Annotated in this window: 12 protein-coding genes; 8 read left to right on the forward strand and 4 right to left on the reverse strand. The window is 72.3% G+C overall.

All coding sequences use genetic code 11. From position 1 onward, the window contains the following. Positions 1–133: 133 nt before the first annotated feature. Positions 134–1,615 (forward strand): APC family permease, encoded by a 1,482-nt coding sequence (locus tag ACMCNO_RS06780; protein WP_412748548.1) that lies wholly within the window; start codon positions 134–136, stop codon positions 1,613–1,615. Then, positions 1,612–2,043 (forward strand): hypothetical protein, encoded by a 432-nt coding sequence (locus ACMCNO_RS06785; protein ID WP_412748549.1) that lies wholly within the window; start codon positions 1,612–1,614, stop codon positions 2,041–2,043. The genes ACMCNO_RS06780 and ACMCNO_RS06785 overlap by 4 nt, the downstream gene beginning before the upstream one ends. A 250-nt stretch (positions 2,044–2,293) precedes the next feature. Here the strand turns inward: ACMCNO_RS06785 and ACMCNO_RS06790 are convergent, their stop codons facing one another. After that, a complete protein-coding gene (locus tag ACMCNO_RS06790) occupies positions 2,294–4,519 on the reverse strand; it encodes a hypothetical protein (RefSeq protein WP_412748550.1) in 2,226 nt (741 codons plus the stop codon). An 86-nt stretch (positions 4,520–4,605) separates the two neighbouring features. On the opposite strand from ACMCNO_RS06790, the gene ACMCNO_RS06795 reads away from it, so the two are divergent. Together ACMCNO_RS06795 and ACMCNO_RS06800 are read left to right on the forward strand one after the other, a co-directional pair. Further along, complete coding sequence (locus tag ACMCNO_RS06795; RefSeq protein WP_412748551.1) at positions 4,606–5,118, forward strand: acyl-CoA thioesterase; 513 nt, start codon at positions 4,606–4,608, stop codon at positions 5,116–5,118. A 96-nt stretch (positions 5,119–5,214) separates the two neighbouring features. Further along, complete coding sequence (locus ACMCNO_RS06800) at positions 5,215–7,173, forward strand: acetoacetate--CoA ligase (RefSeq protein ID WP_412748552.1); 1,959 nt, start codon at positions 5,215–5,217, stop codon at positions 7,171–7,173. A 37-nt stretch (positions 7,174–7,210) separates the two neighbouring features. Here ACMCNO_RS06800 and ACMCNO_RS06805 read toward each other — a convergent pair whose 3' ends face one another. Next, on the reverse strand, positions 7,211–7,927 hold the full coding sequence (locus ACMCNO_RS06805; RefSeq protein ID WP_412748553.1) for a TIGR03089 family protein: 717 nt from the start codon (positions 7,925–7,927) through the stop codon (positions 7,211–7,213). A gap of 237 nt (positions 7,928–8,164) precedes the next feature. Between ACMCNO_RS06805 and ACMCNO_RS06810 the strand changes: the two genes are divergently transcribed. Both ACMCNO_RS06810 and ACMCNO_RS06815 read left to right on the forward strand, forming a co-directional pair. Continuing rightward, the gene (locus ACMCNO_RS06810) at positions 8,165–9,313 is read left to right on the forward strand and encodes a glycosyltransferase family 4 protein (protein ID WP_412748554.1); all 1,149 of its coding nucleotides are present in this window, start codon (positions 8,165–8,167) and stop codon (positions 9,311–9,313) included. Between the two features lie 35 nt (positions 9,314–9,348). Next, positions 9,349–10,464 carry a mannose-1-phosphate guanylyltransferase gene (locus ACMCNO_RS06815; RefSeq protein WP_412748555.1) on the forward strand — a complete coding sequence of 372 codons (1,116 nt, stop codon included), beginning with the start codon at positions 9,349–9,351 and terminating at the stop codon, positions 10,462–10,464. 64 nt (positions 10,465–10,528) lie between these two features. Here ACMCNO_RS06815 and ACMCNO_RS06820 read toward each other — a convergent pair whose 3' ends face one another. Next, a complete protein-coding gene (locus ACMCNO_RS06820) occupies positions 10,529–11,596 on the reverse strand; it encodes a coenzyme F420-0:L-glutamate ligase (protein ID WP_412748556.1) in 1,068 nt (355 codons plus the stop codon). Beyond that, positions 11,596–12,552, reverse strand: a complete 957-nt coding sequence (cofD, locus tag ACMCNO_RS06825; RefSeq protein ID WP_412748557.1) for a 2-phospho-L-lactate transferase — start codon at positions 12,550–12,552, stop codon at positions 11,596–11,598. The genes ACMCNO_RS06820 and cofD overlap by 1 nt, the downstream gene beginning before the upstream one ends. Before the next feature lie 119 nt (positions 12,553–12,671). Here cofD and ACMCNO_RS06830 point away from each other — a divergent pair, with 119 nt between their 5' ends. After that, the gene (locus ACMCNO_RS06830) at positions 12,672–13,778 is read left to right on the forward strand and encodes a hypothetical protein (RefSeq protein WP_412748558.1); all 1,107 of its coding nucleotides are present in this window, start codon (positions 12,672–12,674) and stop codon (positions 13,776–13,778) included. Between the two features lie 292 nt (positions 13,779–14,070). Further along, positions 14,071–16,572: a bifunctional FO biosynthesis protein CofGH gene (locus ACMCNO_RS06835; protein WP_412748559.1), complete on the forward strand. Its 2,502-nt coding sequence runs from the start codon at positions 14,071–14,073 to the stop codon at positions 16,570–16,572. Positions 16,573–16,599 lie beyond the last annotated feature (27 nt).

A 16,599-nucleotide genomic window follows, 5' to 3' on the forward strand; every position in this document is an offset into this window, starting at 1 on the left:
GCGTCATCCTTCGACCTTTGGCCGTGATCGCGAACCGGCGGGCTGGCCGAATTTCCCCTGAATGACCGCTAATCGACGTTGATCGGAATTAACCTCAAGCCAGCGGGAGGCCGTAGGTGAGAGCGGAGACGCGATGAGCGCGATGGGTGCGGCCGCGGCCGGTCAACCGGCGAGGCGGGCGAAGGCGCAGGCCAGGACGAAGGCAGCTGCCGTGCCCGCTACGGCGTACATCTCGTGGGTGGCGCTGGCACTGATGACCACGAGCTCCGTGGCCAGCCTGCGTCCGGCACCGACGATGGCGGTCTACGGGCTCGCCGCGATCTTCCTGTACCTGGTGCCGGCCATCGTCTTCCTGCTGCCCACCGCGCTGGTCTCCGCCGAGCTGGCCTCCGGCTGGAACGGCGGCGTCTACAACTGGGTCGCCGAGGGGATCTCCAAGCCGATGGGCTTCCTCGCGGTGTGGTGCCAGTTCGCCATGACGATCTTCTATTACCCGAGCCTGCTGGCGTACGTGGCCAGCACCCTCGCGTACGTATTCAACCCGGCGCTCGCCTCCAGCGGCACCTGGACCGCCCTGGTCATCATGGTCTGCTACTGGACCGGCGTCTGGGTGTCCTCACAGGGCACCAAGTCCGTCGCCGGGCTCTCCAGCGCCGGGCTCATCATCGGCACGCTGATCCCGGGCGCACTGCTCGTCACGCTCGGCGCGGTCTTCCTCGGCCAGGGCAACTCGTCCGCCGCCCCGATGGATGCGAGCCACCTGCTGCCGGCCTGGGCCGGGATCTCCAGCCTGGTGCTCATCGTGAACAACTTCCTGTCCTACTCGGGCATGGAGATGAACGCGGTCCACGTCGGCTCGCTGAAGAACCCCTCCCGGGAATTCCCCAGGGCGATGTTCCTCGCCATGGGGCTCGTGCTGGCGATCTTCATCCTCCCGGCGCTGGCCATCGCCTGGTTCATCCCGTCGGATCAGCTGTCGCTCACGGCCGGGGTGATGCAGGCGTTCGACACCGTCTTCGCCGAGTTCAGCATGCAGTGGATGACGCCGATCATCGGCATCATGCTGGTCGCCGCGTCGCTGGGCGGCATGCTCACCTGGCTGGCCGGGCCGTCCAAGGGGCTGTTGCTCATCTCCCGTCAGGAGGGCTACCTGCCGCCGTTCCTGCAACGGCTGAACAAGCACGGCGTGCAGCAGAACATCCTGGTCACCCAAGGCGTCGTCACGTCGGTGATCGCCCTGGCGTACGCATTCATCCCGGACGTCTCCAGTGCGTACTGGATCTTCTCGGTGATCACGACGCAGGTGTACCTGATCACCTACCTGCTCGTGTTCGTGGCCGCCCGGCGGTTGCGCCGCCAGCAGCCCGACCATCCCCGCGGCTACAAGGCTCCGCTGCTCGGCACGCTGTGCGTCGTCGGCTTCGTCGCCTCGTTCGCCGCGCTGATCATCGGGTTCGTCCCGTCCTCGCAGTTCGGCGGCGGCAGCACCGCGCTGTACGTCGCGATCATCGCGACCGGCGCACTCGGGCTCGGGCTGCTTGTGCCGTACCTGTTCTACCGGTCGCGCAAACCGAGCTGGCGCCTGGCGGATGCCGAGCAGGTGAGCCCGTCATGACCACCGACGACAGCACCTCCCGGGCCACCCGCATCGGCACGTACCTGATCCTGGGGTTCGCCTTCGTCGCCCTGCTCGGCATCGGGCTGGCCACCTTCCGTACGGGGAAGACCAACCAGGAGGCCACCGCGAAGGCCGATCAGCTCGTCGCGACGTTCGGCCTGCCCGAATCCGCCGAGGCCCGCATCGCCAAGGTCCTCGGCGACGACGGCGGCATCGCCTGCGAGGCCCCCAACAACTCGCTGGCCCGATCGGAACTGCTGGCCACCCTGTCCAACGGCGCGGGCGGGCCGGGTGCCCGGCCCGTCGTCGCGGACGAGCAGGCGATGAGCGGGATGCAGCAGATCATCAACATCTACTGCCCCGAGCAGGCCGACGACTTCCAGAAGTTCGTCGACGACCTGAAGCTGGCCAACACCGCAAAGTGAGACCGGCGGCGGTCGTGGGCGTCGACGGGCTGCGGGGCAAGATCACCGAACTGATGCCGAGCGTACGGACCGAGCCGGCCGAACTGGTCGCCTGTTAGTTCTACGACGTGCAGTCCCCGGTGGATGCCAAGACGTGGCTGGCACCGCCGTTCGAGCTGACCGAACAGGACGGCCGGGGCGCCGCCGACTGCAAGGGGATCTGAGGGTCGGGTCACAGCCGCAGGCTTCCGCGCTCTGACGCCCGCAAGGCTCAGGGCGTGGGTACGTCGTCCCCGGCGGGGGTGTCGTCCTGCTGGCCCGCGGCCTGCGCTGCTTCCTCGCTGCCGGTTCGGGTCTTGCTGTCGGTTCCGGTCTTGCTGTCGGTCCCGGTCTTGCTGTCGGCACCGGTCGCGGGAGCATCGGATGCCGAGTCGGATGCAGGGTGGCACGAGCGGCACGAGCAGCCTGAGGCATCGTCGTCCGCCTGACGCTTCTCGCCCGCCGCCGGATGGCGCTCGTCGGTCGTGACGGTGGGCGGCTTTGCTGCTGCGGCGGTGCTGGCTTGCGCCGCATCGACTGCCGTTGAAGAGGTGGCGGGCTTGTTGTCGTCGTTGGCCGGCGCGGCTGGGGGCGCGGCCTTGGCTGGGGGCGCGGCCTTGGCTGGGGGCGCGGCCTTGGCTACGGGTGCAGGTGTGGCCGCGGGGACAGGCGCGGCTTTGGCTGTGGCTCCGGGTGCGGCCTTGGCTGCGGCGACGGGGGTGGCCTTGGCATTGGCTCCGGGTGCCGGTGTGGCCTCGGGTGCTGGTGCTGGTGCTGGTGCTGGTCCGGCCTCGGCTGGGGCCGCAGGGGCGGGCGTGGCTGCGGGCTCGGGTTCGGGTGCGGCTTTGGCTGCGGGCGCCGGTGCCCGGTCGAGCTGGGAAGGCTGGTTGGGCTTGGCGGGCGGGCCGCCTTTGGTCCCGGGGGTGCCTTCCACGGCTTTCTTGGCGCCGTCAACAGCGATGACCTGCGTCTTCTCGCCGGTCTGTGGATACACGAGAGCGGCCCGGGTCTGGATCACCTGCGTTCTCTCACCGGGATCGCGGGCGATTACCTGGGTCTTTTCACCGACATCGCGGCGGCGCACCGTCTCCGCGTGTGCAGTCAGGTCGTCCGTGGGCTCCTCGACCGCGGGTTCCTCAGCCGCGCCACCGATGGGCAGCCGCAGGACGTGCGTCTTCTCCTCGCCATCCGGATCGCTGACCGGCTCCGCGGACTTCTCCGGCGGGGCGTCCGCGGGTTTGCGGGCCGCCGCGGCGATGACGTTTGTCGTCGGCTCGTCGCCTGCTGCGGTGATGAGGGTCGTCGGTTCGTCGCCCGGTGCGGTGATGACGGACGTTGTCGGCTCGTCTGCCGTGCCGATGTGGGGGACCGGCGCAATGGCCGGTGTGGCGACAGCGGCGGCCTCGACGGTCGCCCCGGCGGTGGCCACCTCCGCGGTCGCCTCGTCGGTGGCCACGACCTGGTCCGAGTGCCCAGCGGCGGTGGGTTCCTCCGAGGGCACGACGGCGGTCGGTTCGTCCGAAGCGATGACCGTGGTGGGTTCCTCGGCCGAGATGACGGTCGTCGGCTCGTCCCCGTCGGGCGCCGCTGCCGGCGACGGCGGGGCCACGGCCCCGCCGAGTCCAATGGCCAACACGCTCGTGGGCTCGTCCGCGGGCGCCACGACGAGCATGGTCGTCGTGTCCGGTGGAGGGCTGGTCGCCAGGAACGTTGTCGTGTCGGCGGGCGCTCCGGTCGGCAGGATGGTGGTGGTGTCGGCAGGGGCCCCGGTCGGCAGGAATGTGGTCGTGTGTGCGGGCCCCCCGGTCGGCAGGATCGTGGTCGTGTCCGCGGGCGGGCCGGACGGGGTACCGAACAGGCCCGGGGACTGGCTGGGCGGCAGGACGGCGGTCGTCGCCACGGGGCCACCGATGCGCATCACGGTCGTCGTGTCCGCGGGCAGTCCGGTCGCCGAGGTGGGCAGGACCGTGGTGTGCACCGCGGCCAACGGGGTGCCCGCGGGCGTCGCGGACCCCCGGGCCCGGCCCAGAGTGCCGATGATCGGCAGCTGGGGCGGCTCATACCGGGCCCAGCGGCGGGCGCTCAGCGCGGTGCACAACAGCGGCACACCGAGCAGCGCCGCCAGCCCGTATCCGGGCAGGCTCAGGTCGAAGCCCTTCCTGGCCAGCTCAGGCGGCCACACCCCGGCGTACGCGGCGGGCGCCACCAGCGCCCAACAGCTGACGGCCGAATACACCAGGCCCGCCGTCGCGGGCCCGGACGGGGAGATCGGAGCGAACAGCAGGATCGCGTACGCCGTACCGGCCAGCAGCAGCACCAGCAGCCCTGTGATGGACTCCACACTGCTGCCGCCGTCGCGCGCCCGGCTGGTGAGCGCACCGGTGAACCCCACGCCGCACAGAATCCACACGGCTGGGGCCAGCACGAGGGCGTACAGAACCGACCTGAGGTGTCGCAAGTTGTCTCTCTCCCGCTGTCTTTGCTGCCCGGCAGGCTACCCGGGCCCTGCCAGGCGTGGGGGTACGCAGCCGTAACGTGTGGTTCATGACCGACAAGCTGGACCCCCGGCCCACCGCGCACTCGCGCGTCACGCTCAGCCGGATCATGACCGCGATCGACGTCAACCTGTACGGCACGGTGCACGGCGGCGTGCTGGTGAAGTTCGCCGACGATGTGGCGGGCGCGGCGGCGGCACGGCACAGCGGCGGCACGGCGGTGACGGCCTCGATCGACGAGATCATCTTTCTGGAGCCGGTGCGGGTCGGTGACCTGGTGCACGCCTCCGCGCAGGTGAACTGGACCGGCAGCACGTCCATGGAGGTCGGCGTGCGGCTGACCGCGGAGCGCTGGGACACCGCGGGCGGCGAGCGGCTGACCGTGGCTACGGCGTACATGGTCTTCGTGGGGATCGACGTGGCCGGCAATCCGCGCCCGGTCCCCGCGGTGCAGCCGGACGACCCCGAGAACGAGCGCCGGTTCCGGGAGGCGCTGATCCGGCGCGAGCACCGGCTGGCCCGCCGGGCAGCCATCCACAGCGCACGGGCCGGTCATGGGTGATTTCCACAGGGGTTCCTGCGCCGACCTGAATCATGATTAAGTCGGGGGGCCCGGGGGTTCGGACGTCCCGCGGGGAGTTGTGACGGGCGGAGAGCTGTGGTGACTGGCAGAGTGCTGTGGACGCCACCGGCGGACGTGCGGGAGACCTCCCGGATGGGCCGGTATCTGACGTGGCTGCGCGCGGAGCGCGGAGTGCAGGCGGACGACTACGCCTCGTTGTGGCGCTGGTCGGTGGAGGACCTGCCCGGCTTCTGGCGCTCGATCTGGGACTACTTCGAGGTCATCGCGCACACCGAGCCCAGCGCCACGCTGCCCGACCAGACGATGCCGGGCGCGCCGTGGTTCCCCGGCGCCACGCTCAACTGGGCGGAGCACGTGCTGCGCCAGCCCGGCCTGGGCGACGACGACCCGGTCGTACTGGCGTATTCGCAGTCCCGCGACCCCATCACGCTGACTGCAGCGCAGCTGCGCGAGCAGGTCCGGCGGGTGGCGGCGGGGCTGCGTCGGCTCGGCGTCGGGCCGGGCGACCGGGTCGCGGCGTACGCGCCGAACATCCCGGAGACGTACGTGCTGTTGCTGGCCACGGCCAGCCTGGGGGCCATCTTCTCGTCCTGCGCGCCCGAGTTCGGCACCCGCAGCGTCACCGACCGCTGGACCCAGATCGAGCCGAAGGTGCTGGTCGCGGTCGACGGCTACCAGTACGGCGACAAGGCGATCGACCGGCGCGAGGAGGTGACCGCGATCCGGGCGGCCCTGCCCAGCGTCGAGCACCTGGTGAGCATCGGCTACCTGCACGGCGGCGGCGACTGGGCGCAGCTGGCCGCCGAGACGGACGAGCCGCTGACCTTCGCGGCGGTGCCGTTCGCGCACCCGCTGTACGTGCTGTACTCCTCGGGCACCACCGGGCTGCCGAAGCCGATCGTCCACGGCCACGGCGGCATCCTGCTGGAACACCTGAAGATGCTCGCCCTGCACCACGACCTCGGCCCGTCCGACCGGTTCTTCTGGTTCACCACGACCGGCTGGATGATGTGGAACTTCCTGGTCTCCGGCCCGGCCGTGGGTGCGGCGATCGTGCTGTTCGACGGCAACCCGGGCTGGCCGGGGCTGGACGGGCTGTGGCGCCTGGCCGAGGAGGCCGAGGTCACCTACTTCGGCACCTCCGCGCCGTACCTGCTGGCCTGCCGCAAGGCGGGGCTGGTGCCGCGGGAGGTGGCGAACCTGCGGCTGCGCGGGCTCGGCTCGACCGGTGCTCCGCTGCCGCCCGAGGGCTACGCCTGGGTGTATGAGGCGGTCGGCGCGGATCTGCAGCTGCACTCGATTTCCGGCGGCACGGACGTGTGCACCGGGTTCGTGGGCGGTGCGCCGCTGCTGCCGGTCGTCGAGGGCGTCATCTCGTGCCGTTGCCTGGGCGCGAAGGTGGAGGCGTACGACCCGGCGGGCAACCCGGTCATCGGGGAGCTGGGCGAGCTGGTGGTGAGCGCGCCGATGCCGAGCATGCCGGTCGGCTTCTGGAACGATCCGGACGGCGTGCGGTATCGGGAGGCGTACTTCGACGTCTTCCCCGGGGTCTGGCGGCACGGGGACTGGATCACCATCGCCGAGGACGGCACCTGCGTGATCACGGGCCGCTCCGACGCGACGTTGAACCGCGGCGGGGTCCGGCTCGGGACCAGCGAGTTCTACTCGGTCGTGGAGGGTCTGCCGGAGGTCGTCGACTCGGTCGTCGTCCACCTCGAACGCGCGGGCGACCCCAACGGCGAGCTGCTGCTGTTCGTGGTGCTGGCCGACGGGGTCGAGCTCGACGACACGATGGTTGGCCGCATTCGTGGTGAGCTGCGCAAGTCCCTGTCCCCGCGACACGTCCCGGACGAGATCCACCAGGTACGCGCTGTTCCGCGCACACTGTCGGCCAAGAAGCTGGAGGTCCCGGTCAAGCGCATCCTGACCGGCACGCCTGTCGAATCGGCCGCCGCCAAGGGTGCGCTGGTCAACCCGGAGTCCCTGGAGGCCTTCGCCCAGCTGGCCAAGGACCGGGGCGTCACCCCGTCCTGACCCACGCACCGCCCCGGACGAGCGGGTCGAGCGCCGGTCAGTGCAGGGTGCGCGTGACCTTCTCGGTGTCGACCCGGGCCGCCAGCCGGTCCGGGTCGAGCTGGCTGCACAGGACCACGGACGCGCCCACCAGCAGCGGGGCCAGCAGCCAGTCGACCGGGTCGGGGTGGGCAGCCGCGTCGATCAGCACCCGGTCGCCCGGGCCGATGCCCAGCTCGGTGGCGCGCCGCGCGGCGGCCGCGCAGGCTGCGGCATGGTCGCGCTCGCCCAGGGCGGCGTCCGTGGGGCGCACCGGCCGGCCGGGCGCGAAGTGGTCGCCGTGCTGGCGAACCTCTGTGACGTAGTCGGCGAATCCGCCAGGAAGCTCGCGCAGCGGCATGGCCAGCGGCAGCAGCCCGGTCGCGTACTGCTCGTCGGCGGGCCAGGCCGCGGACTCGGCGGCCCGTTCCGGGGTCGCGAACAGGACCTCCACCGGCCGGGGCGGATCCGCCGCGACCGTCACCCCCGCCGACCAGCAGCCGAGCAGGACGGCCGCGGCCTGCCAGTGCGGTGGCAGCAGCACGGCCGCCGAGTCGCCGGTGGCGGTTCCCAGGCCGTCGCGGAGCAGGTTCGCGGTCTTGGCGACCCAGTTCTCCAGGGTGGCGCCGGACAGCTCGGCGCGGTCGCCGGTGGCGTCGTCGTAGAACGTCAGCAGCGGCACCGTCGGATCGCGCCGGACCGCGTCGGCGAACGCCGCGGGGATCGTGGTTTCCATCGACCCCGACAATACTGGCGTGACGCTGCGTAGCGGCCCGGTCTCGTCGAGACGCATCCGCCGGTCATGCCCGGCTCGACACGACGGGCCGGTTGGGACGGCCCGGACCCGTCGCGGTGAGGTCGGCGTGGTATTGCGGCAAACCGGATAACACAGCAGTGTCGTGGGCACCCGGGCGGTGCGGGCGCGGCGTAGGCTTGCCAGTGGCCAGGCCCACACCCCCCAAGGAGTCGCCTCGTGACCGCCGGTCGCCCGCCCCGAGTTCTCGTCGACGCCACGAGCGTCCCCGCCGACCGCGGGGGTGTGGGCAGGTACGTCGACGGGCTGCTCGGCGCCCTCGGCACGATGGGCACGGACCGGGTCGACCTGGCCGTCGTCGCACAGCGTACGGATGCGGAGCGTTACACCCGCATGCTCGCCGATGCCGAGGTCATCGCCGGTCCGGCGGCGGTCGCGCACCGCCCGGCCCGGCTGGCCTGGGAGCAGACCGGCCTGCCGCTGCTGGCCCAGCAGGTCGGCGCGCAGGTGCTGCACGCGCCGTTCTACACCTGCCCGCTGCGGGCCGGCTGTCCGGTGACCGTGACCGTGCACGACGCGACGTTCTTCACTGAGCCGGAGCACTACGACAACACCCGGCGGACGTTCTTCCGCAGCGCGATCAAGACCTCGCTGCGCCGCGCCGCCCGGGTGATCGTGCCGAGCAAGGCGACCCGCGACGAGCTGATCCGGCTGCTCGACGCGGACCCCACCAAGATCGACGTGGCGTATCACGGTGTCGATCCGGCCGCGTTCCACGCGCCAACCGACGAGGAGAAGGCCCGGGTCCGGGCGCGGCTGGGGCTCGGCGACTCCGCGTACGTGGCCTTCCTGGGCGCCAAGGAGCCGCGCAAGAACGTGCCCAACCTGATCCGCGGCTGGTCCCGCGCGGTGGCCGACTGGCCGACCCCGCCCGCCCTGGTCATCGCGGGCGGTCAGGGGCACGACGACGACATCGACCGGGCGGTCACCGAGGTGCCCTCCCACCTGCGGCTGCTGCGGCCGGGCTACCTGCGCTACACCGACCTGCCGGGCTTCCTGGGCGGCGCGGCCGTGGCTTGTTATCCCTCTTTCGGGGAGGGTTTCGGGCTGCCGATCCTGGAGGCGATGGCCTGCGCCACGCCGGTGCTGACCACCCCCCGGCTGTCGCTTCCGGAGGTGGGCGGCGACGCGGTCGCGTACACCACCGAGGACCCGGACCGCATCGCCGAGGACCTCGCCAATCTGCTGCACGACGACGCGCGGCGGCTCACGCTGGCCAAGGCCGGGTTCGACCGGGCCAAGGAATTCACCTGGGCGTCCAGCGCTGAGGTCCACGTCAATGCGTGGCTCCGAGTCGCGGCCGGGTGACGGTGGCGTGCCTCACATCGTTACACTGCGTGCACATGACTGACGAGCAGGGCGGCCTGTACGCCGTTATTCCCGCAGGTGGCAGTGGTACACGTCTATGGCCACTGTCCCGTGCAGGTCACCCAAAGTTTCTGCACCCGCTGACCGGGACGGACGCTTCGCTGCTTCAGGCGACCGTGCACCGGCTCGCTGCGCTCAGCGACCCCCAGCACGTGTATGTGGTCACCGGCGTCGGGCACGCGGCCGCGGTCTCGCGGCAACTCGCCGACGTGCCGGAGGGCAACATCCTCGTCGAGCCGTCGCCTCGGGACTCCTGTGCGGCGATCGCACTCGCCGCCGCGGTGATCGCCCGGCGGGACCCCGAGGCGATCATGGGTGCCTTCGCCGCCGACCACCTCATCGCGGACCCGGACCAGTTCATCGAGGTGATCCGGCACGCCATGGCGGGCGCCCGGCAAGGCCTGCTGATGACCCTCGGCATCACCCCCACCCGCCCCGAGACCGGGTACGGCTACCTGCAGTGCGGCGCCCCGTCCGGCACCGGCCCCGTGCTGGCGGTCGAGGAGTTCAAGGAGAAGCCGTCGTACGACGTGGCCGAGTCGTACGTGAAGTCCGGCCGCTACCTGTGGAACGCGGGCATGTTCGTCTGGCGGGTGGACGCGTTCCTGACCGAGCTGTCCCGGCAGCAGCCACAACTGGCCGCCGGGGTCAACCGGATCGCCCACGCCTGGGACAGCCCGGACCGCGAGGAGGTCCTCGGCGAGGTGTGGCCGACGCTGCCGCGGATCTCGGTGGACTACGCGGTGATGGAAGGCGCGGCCACGGCCGGGCGCGTCGGCACCGTCCCCGGCGACTTCGGCTGGAACGACGTCGGTGACTTCCACACCCTCGGCGAGGTGCTGACCGCCGACTCGGCGGGCAACGTCGTGGTGGGTCACGACACCGACGCCAAGCCCGGCACGCTGCTGCGCGAGGCGCAGAACCTCGTCGTGGTGCCCAACTCCGGACGGCTGGTCGCGGCGCTCGGCGTGCGTGACCTGATCATCGTGGACACCCCCGACGCGGTGCTGATCTGCCCGCGCGAGCGCGCCCAGGAGGTCAAGTCCCTGGTCGACGAGCTGAAAGACAAGGGCGAACTGGGCTACATCTGACGGCGGACCTGTCGGATCGTGGTCAGGCGGGCCCTGGTCGATCAGGCACGGGTCAGGGCCGGGGTCAAAGCCGGGCAGGCCCGGTCAGGGTCAGTATCAGCGCAGTGCCATCGATCGCGGTCGCCGAGCCCAGCCCCTCGGCGGCCAATGCGGCCCGGATCCGGTGCACGTCCGCGCCGAGGCGCAGCAGCGCGGCGGGGGAGTCGTCCGGCGCCGCGCAGCGCAGCGTCCCCGGAGCCTCGCTGACCTGCGTGCCCGGAGCCAGCAGATCGCCGACCGCGGCCAGCGCGCGGGCCACCGCGGCCGGGTCGGCCGCGCCGCCGCCCCGAGGAGCGTCCGGCAGGCAGGCCGCGTCGCGCAGTCCAGCGGCCCGGGCTTCGGCCGTACCCAGGGAGAACATGTCGCTGGCCGGGTCGCGGATCAGGGCGGCCGCGCCGGGGCCGTCCGCCGGGCCCGTACCCGGATAGCCGCGCACCACCGCGACCGGTACCCGCTCGCACTTGCCCTTGACCAGCTCACCGGCCGCGGCCAGTTCGTCGATGACGGCCATCTCGGTCAGGTGCAGCTCGTTGCCGTACGGATCGATCTCGCCGCGGTGGTCGCGCAGCGGCCCGATCCCCGCCGCGCCCAGTGCCACATCCGTGAGGCCGTTGCGCCAGGCCCGGCCCATCGTGTCCGAGACGATGACACCCACCGCGAGGCCGCGCGCGGCCAGCGCCGCCCGCAGCGCGCGGGCCGACGCGTCCGGGTCGGCGGGCAGGAGCACGAGATGGGTCTTGTCGATGTTCGACGCGTCGATGCCGGCGGCCGCCATGACGAACCCGTGATGCGTCTGCACGATCGCGGTTGCGCCGCGCCGGGCCACCACCCGGGCGGTCTCGGCGGCCAGGGCCTCCTCCCGCGCGGCGTCGCGTTCGGGGCCGTCCGCGGGCACCTCGACCAGGCGCCCCTCCGCCTTGGACACGATCTTGCTGGTGACAACGAGGATGTCGCCGTCGCGCAACCACGGCGCCGCGCCCACGATCAGCCCGGCCAGGTCGTCGCCGGGCATCACGTCGCCGATGCCGTGCACCGGCAGAATCTCCAGACCGCCGGTCACCCCTGGGCTCCCGGCGACGCGCTCGCCCGCCATCAGCTCACCCCCGCGAGTTCCAATGCCGCGGCGACCATCGCGGCCGTCGCCTGCTCATCACGCATCCACAGCGGTACGGCCCTGGTCCGCACCCCCGGCACCTCGGTATCCGCGTCGCTGGTGTCGACCAGCCAGCCGTCCAGCAGCCCGCCGTCTGCGCGCGCGCCGTACAGGCCACCGACGCCCGCGGCGGTCACCGGCACGTCGACCGTGGCCAGGCACCGGTCGGCCATGCCGCGCACCGGGGCGCCCGCGATCACCGGGGAGACCCCGACGACCGGCGCCGGGCCGTCCACCACGGCCGCCCGGATTCCGGGTACGGCCAGGATCGGCGCGACGCTCACCACCGGGTTGCTCGGGGCGAGCAGCACCACGTCGGCCGCGCCGATCGCCTCCAGCACCCCCGGGGCTGGTTTGGCCGCGTCGGCGCCGATGAAGACGAACCGGTGGGTCGGCAGGTCGCCGCGGTGGCGGACCCACCACTCCTGAAAGTGGATGGCCCGTCGCTCGCCGTCGATGTCGACGACCACGTGGGTCTCCAGCCGGTCGTCGGTGGCGGGCAGCAGGGAGAGGCCGGGCTGCCAGCGGTCGCACAGCGCCGCCGTGACCTGGGAGAGCGGGTATCCGGCGGAGAGCATCGTGGTGCGTACCAGATGGGTGGCGGTGTCCTTGTCGCCCAGCCCGAACCAGCTGGGCTCGACGCCGTACTTGGCCAGTTCCTCCTTGACCACCCAGGTCTCGCCGGTGCGGCCCCAGCCCCGCTCGGGATCGGCCGCGCCGCCCAGGGTGTACATCACGCTGTCCAGGTCGGGGCAGATCTGCAGGCCGTGCATGCGTACGTCGTCGCCGACGTTGACCACGGCGGTCACCTCGGCGCCGATCTGCCGGGCATGCGCGCGCACCCCGACGAGGAACCGCGCGCCGCCGATGCCGCCGGTAAGGACCACGATCCGCATCCGACCATCCTCGCGCACGTCCGTCCGATCAGCGGGCCCCGGGGGGCCGGTGTGACGTGCGTATCCCGTTTAGAGTGGGCGCCGTCCCCGCCCGTAGTCCCCCGTTGTCAGGAGTTGCCGTGACCAGCCAACCCGAGCCCCCCGGCGAGGTCCGCCCGGTTTTCGCGCACCTGCGTCCGGTGCGTGACCTCGCCGCGTTCGCCCTGGTGGGCCTGCCCGCCGTCGTGCTGTTCGTGGCGCTGCTGCGGCTGATCCCATCCGGGGTGGGTGAGACGTTCACCAGCCGTGCCCAGGACAGCTTCTACAACTTCGTGAACCTGCCCGTGCTGCTGTTCCCGATCGGGGCGGTGCTGCTGTCGCTGGTCGGGCCGCGGCACCCCAAGGCCCGGCTGATCACCCTGGCGGCCCTCGCCGAGTACGCGGCGGCGGCCTTCTTCGGGGTGGTGTTCGGGATCCTCGTCGGCTTGGTGAAGATCGCCGGATTCAGTGTGCGGCTCGCGTTCGAGGAGCTGCTGTTGCGGGTGGGCTGGCTGGCCTTGCTCGTCATCGCGACGTACGCGGTGTGGGAGTTGTGGCGCAACCTGTTCGCCGCCCCCAAGCCCGAGCCCGGCCTGTACGGGCAGCCGGTGTACGGCGCCCCCGGCACGTACCCGGGCCAGCCCGGCTACGGCCAGCCCGGTCCCGCCCAGCCGGCCGGTCCCCAACCGGGTCCGGCCCAGCCCGGTATGGCCCAGCCTGGTATGGCTCAGCCTGGTATGGCTCAGCCCGGTATGGCCCAGCCCGGTCCGGCCCAGCCCGGTTCGGCCCAGCCCGGTTCGGCCCAGCAGGTTTCGGCCCAGCCGGGTTCGGGGGCGCCGTGGGGCACGTCCGGTGGCGCCCCGGCCCAGCCGTGGGGTACGGCGCCGTCCAGCCCGCCCGCGCCGAGCGCCCCGGTGTGGGGGCAGCCGCAGGGTGGGCCCGCCGCGTCGAGCTGGGGCCAGCCCGCCGCGACCCCGCCGGCATCGGGCTTCCCCGGGGCCGCGAGTCCTGCGGCGGCCCAGCCCGGATCGCCGATGCCGTTCCTGCCGGAGCCCGGTCGGCCCACCGTCTACGGCAGCCCGCAGCCGGGTGCCTTCGCCGACCCCACCCAGGTCGTCTCGCAGCACGGCCAGGACGACCACACCCGGGTGGTCGGTGACGAGCGCCCCGGCTTCGGCCCCGCCGGTGACGACTTTCCCCGCCGCTGAGCTGCCCGGCGGCTGAGCTGCCCGGCGGCTGAGCTGCCCGGCGGCTGGGCTGTCCGGCGGCTGGGCTGTCCGGCGGCTGGGCTGTCCGGCGGCTGGGCTGTCCGGCTCTGACCTGCCCCACCGCTGGCGTGTCCAGGGCTGACCGGGCCAGCCGCTGACCATTGTGGCCAGCCCACGCTGCGGCTGGCGGTGTGCGGGACGGGCGCCCCCGAGCGCAAACGTGGTTCAGGACACTGGGCATTCGACTGAGACTGCCGGGCGACCGGCCGGGCATTCGGCCTAGGCTGCACGGGTGGCAGACGTGGAACCGGTTCCCACCGAGGCGAGCATGCGGCGGGCGCTGCGCCGGGCCGCCGACGGCAAGGCACTCGACGCGGACGAGGCCGCGACCCTGCTGGCCGCGGACGGCGGGCCGCTCGACGAGTTGTTGAGCCTGGCGGCTGGCGTGCGCGACGCGGGGTTGCGCGAGGCCGGGCGGCCCGGCGTCGTGACGTACTCGAAGAAGGTCTTCATCCCGTTGACCCGGCTGTGCCGGGACCGCTGCCATTACTGCACCTTCGCGACCGTGCCGCACCGGCTGCCCGCGGCGTTCCTGGAGCGCGACGAGGTGCTGGCGATCGCCCGCGAGGGCGCGGAGCAGGGCTGCAAGGAGGCGCTGTTCACGCTGGGGGACCGGCCCGAGGAGCGCTGGCCCGCCGCGCGGCAGTGGCTGGACGAGCGCGGTTACGACTCCACCCTGGACTATGTGCGCTCCTGCGCGATCGCGGTGCTGGAGGAGACCGGCCTGCTGCCGCACCTCAACCCGGGCGTCATGAACTGGGCGGATCTGCAGCGGCTCAAGCCGGTCGCGCCCAGCATGGGCATGATGCTGGAGACCACCGCGACCCGGCTGTGGTCCGAGCCGGGCGGCCCGCACTTCGGCTCGCCCGACAAGGAACCGGCGGTGCGGCTGCGGGTGCTCGACGACGCGGGGCGGGTGGGGGTGCCGTTCACCACGGGCATCCTGATCGGCATCGGTGAGACCCGGGAGGAGCGGGCCGATGCCCTCTTCGCGATGCGCCGCAGCGCCCGCGAGTTCGGCCACATCCAGGAAGTCATCGTGCAGAACTTCCGCGCCAAGCCGGACACCGCGATGCGCGGCATGCCGGACGCGGAGCTGCGCGATCTGGCCGCGACCGTGGCGGTGGCCCGGCTGATCCTCGGCCCCCGGGCCCGCCTGCAGGCCCCGCCGAATCTCATCGAGGCCGAGTACGACCTGCTGCTGCGCGCCGGCATCGACGACTGGGGCGGGGTGTCGCCGGTGACCCCGGACCACGTCAACCCGGAGCGGCCGTGGCCGCAGATCGAGGAGCTGGCCCGGCGCAGCGCCGCGGCCGGGTTCGAGCTGCGGGAACGGCTGACGATCTACCCGGAGTACGTGCGGCGGGCCGAGGGCTGGCTGGATCCCCGGCTGGCCGCGCACGTGGCCGCGCTGGCCGACCCGGAGACCGGGCTGGCCCGCCCCGAGGTGTTGCCGAAGGGCCTGCCCTGGCAGGAGCCGGACGACGCGTATGCGGCGGGCGGCCGGACGGATCTGTTCGCCACGATCGACACCACGGGGCGGACGGGCGACCGGCGTGGCGACTTCGACAGCGTGTACGGCGACTGGTCCGAAGTGGCCGCGCATGTGCGCAGCGCCCCCGAGCGGACCGACTCGGACGTGTTGGCTGGGCTGCGGCTGGCGGCGCAGGATCCGGCGGCGCTGCTGGAGCCGCGGCACGAGGACAAGGCGCTGGCGCTGTTCCACGCGGACGCAACGGCGCTGGACGACCTGGCCCGCCTGGCGGACGACCTGCGGCGCGACGCGGTCGGCGACGACGTGACGTACGTCGTGAACCGGAACATCAACTTCTCGAACGTCTGCTATGTGGGGTGCCGGTTCTGCGCGTTCGCCCAGCGGGAGCGCGACGCGGACGCGTACCGGCTCTCGGTGGAGCAGGTGGCCGACCGGGCGGAGCAGGCGTGGCGTGACGGCGCCAGTGAGGTGTGCATGCAGGGCGGGATCGACCCGAAGCTGCCGGTCACCGCGTATGCCGAGCTGGTCCGGGCGATCAAGCAGCGGGTGCCGGGCATGCACGTGCACGCGTTCTCCCCGATGGAGATCGTCACGGCGGCCGCGAAGGCCGGGGTGAGCGTGCGCGACTGGCTGACCGGGCTGCGCGAGGCGGGGCTGGGCACGATCCCGGGTACGGCCGCCGAGATCCTCGACGACGACGTGCGCTGGGTGCTGACCAAGGGCAAGCTGCCGACGGCGACCTGGGTGGACGTGGTGTCCACCGCGCACGAGCTGGGCATCCGCTCCAGCAGCACGATGATGTACGGCCACGTCGACCATCCCCGGCACTGGCTGGGGCACTTCCGGGTGCTGGCCGGGATCCAGGACCGGACCGGTGGTTTCACCGAGTTCGTGGCGTTGCCGTTCGTGCACACCAACGCGCCGATCTATCTGGCCGGGATCGCCCGTCCCGGTCCGACGTGGCGGGAGAACCGGGTCGTGCACGCGATGGCCCGGGTGCTGCTGCACGGCCGGATTCCCAACATCCAGTGCTCGTGGGTGAAGCTCGGCGACGACGGCACCCGGGTGATGCTTGACGGTGGCTGCAACGATCTCGGGGGCACCCTGATGGAGGAGACGATCTCCCGGATGGCGGGCTCCGAGCACGGCTCGGCGCGTACGGTGGCGCAGCTCAAGGAGCTGGCGGCGGTTGCGGGTCGCCCGGCGGTGGAGCGGACAACCGTATACGGCCGCCGCTAGATAACAAATCGGGCTAAATTGGACGCG

This window comes from Krasilnikovia sp. M28-CT-15 (assembly GCF_047159595.1).
Taxonomy (GTDB): Bacteria; Actinomycetota; Actinomycetes; order Mycobacteriales; family Micromonosporaceae; genus Actinoplanes.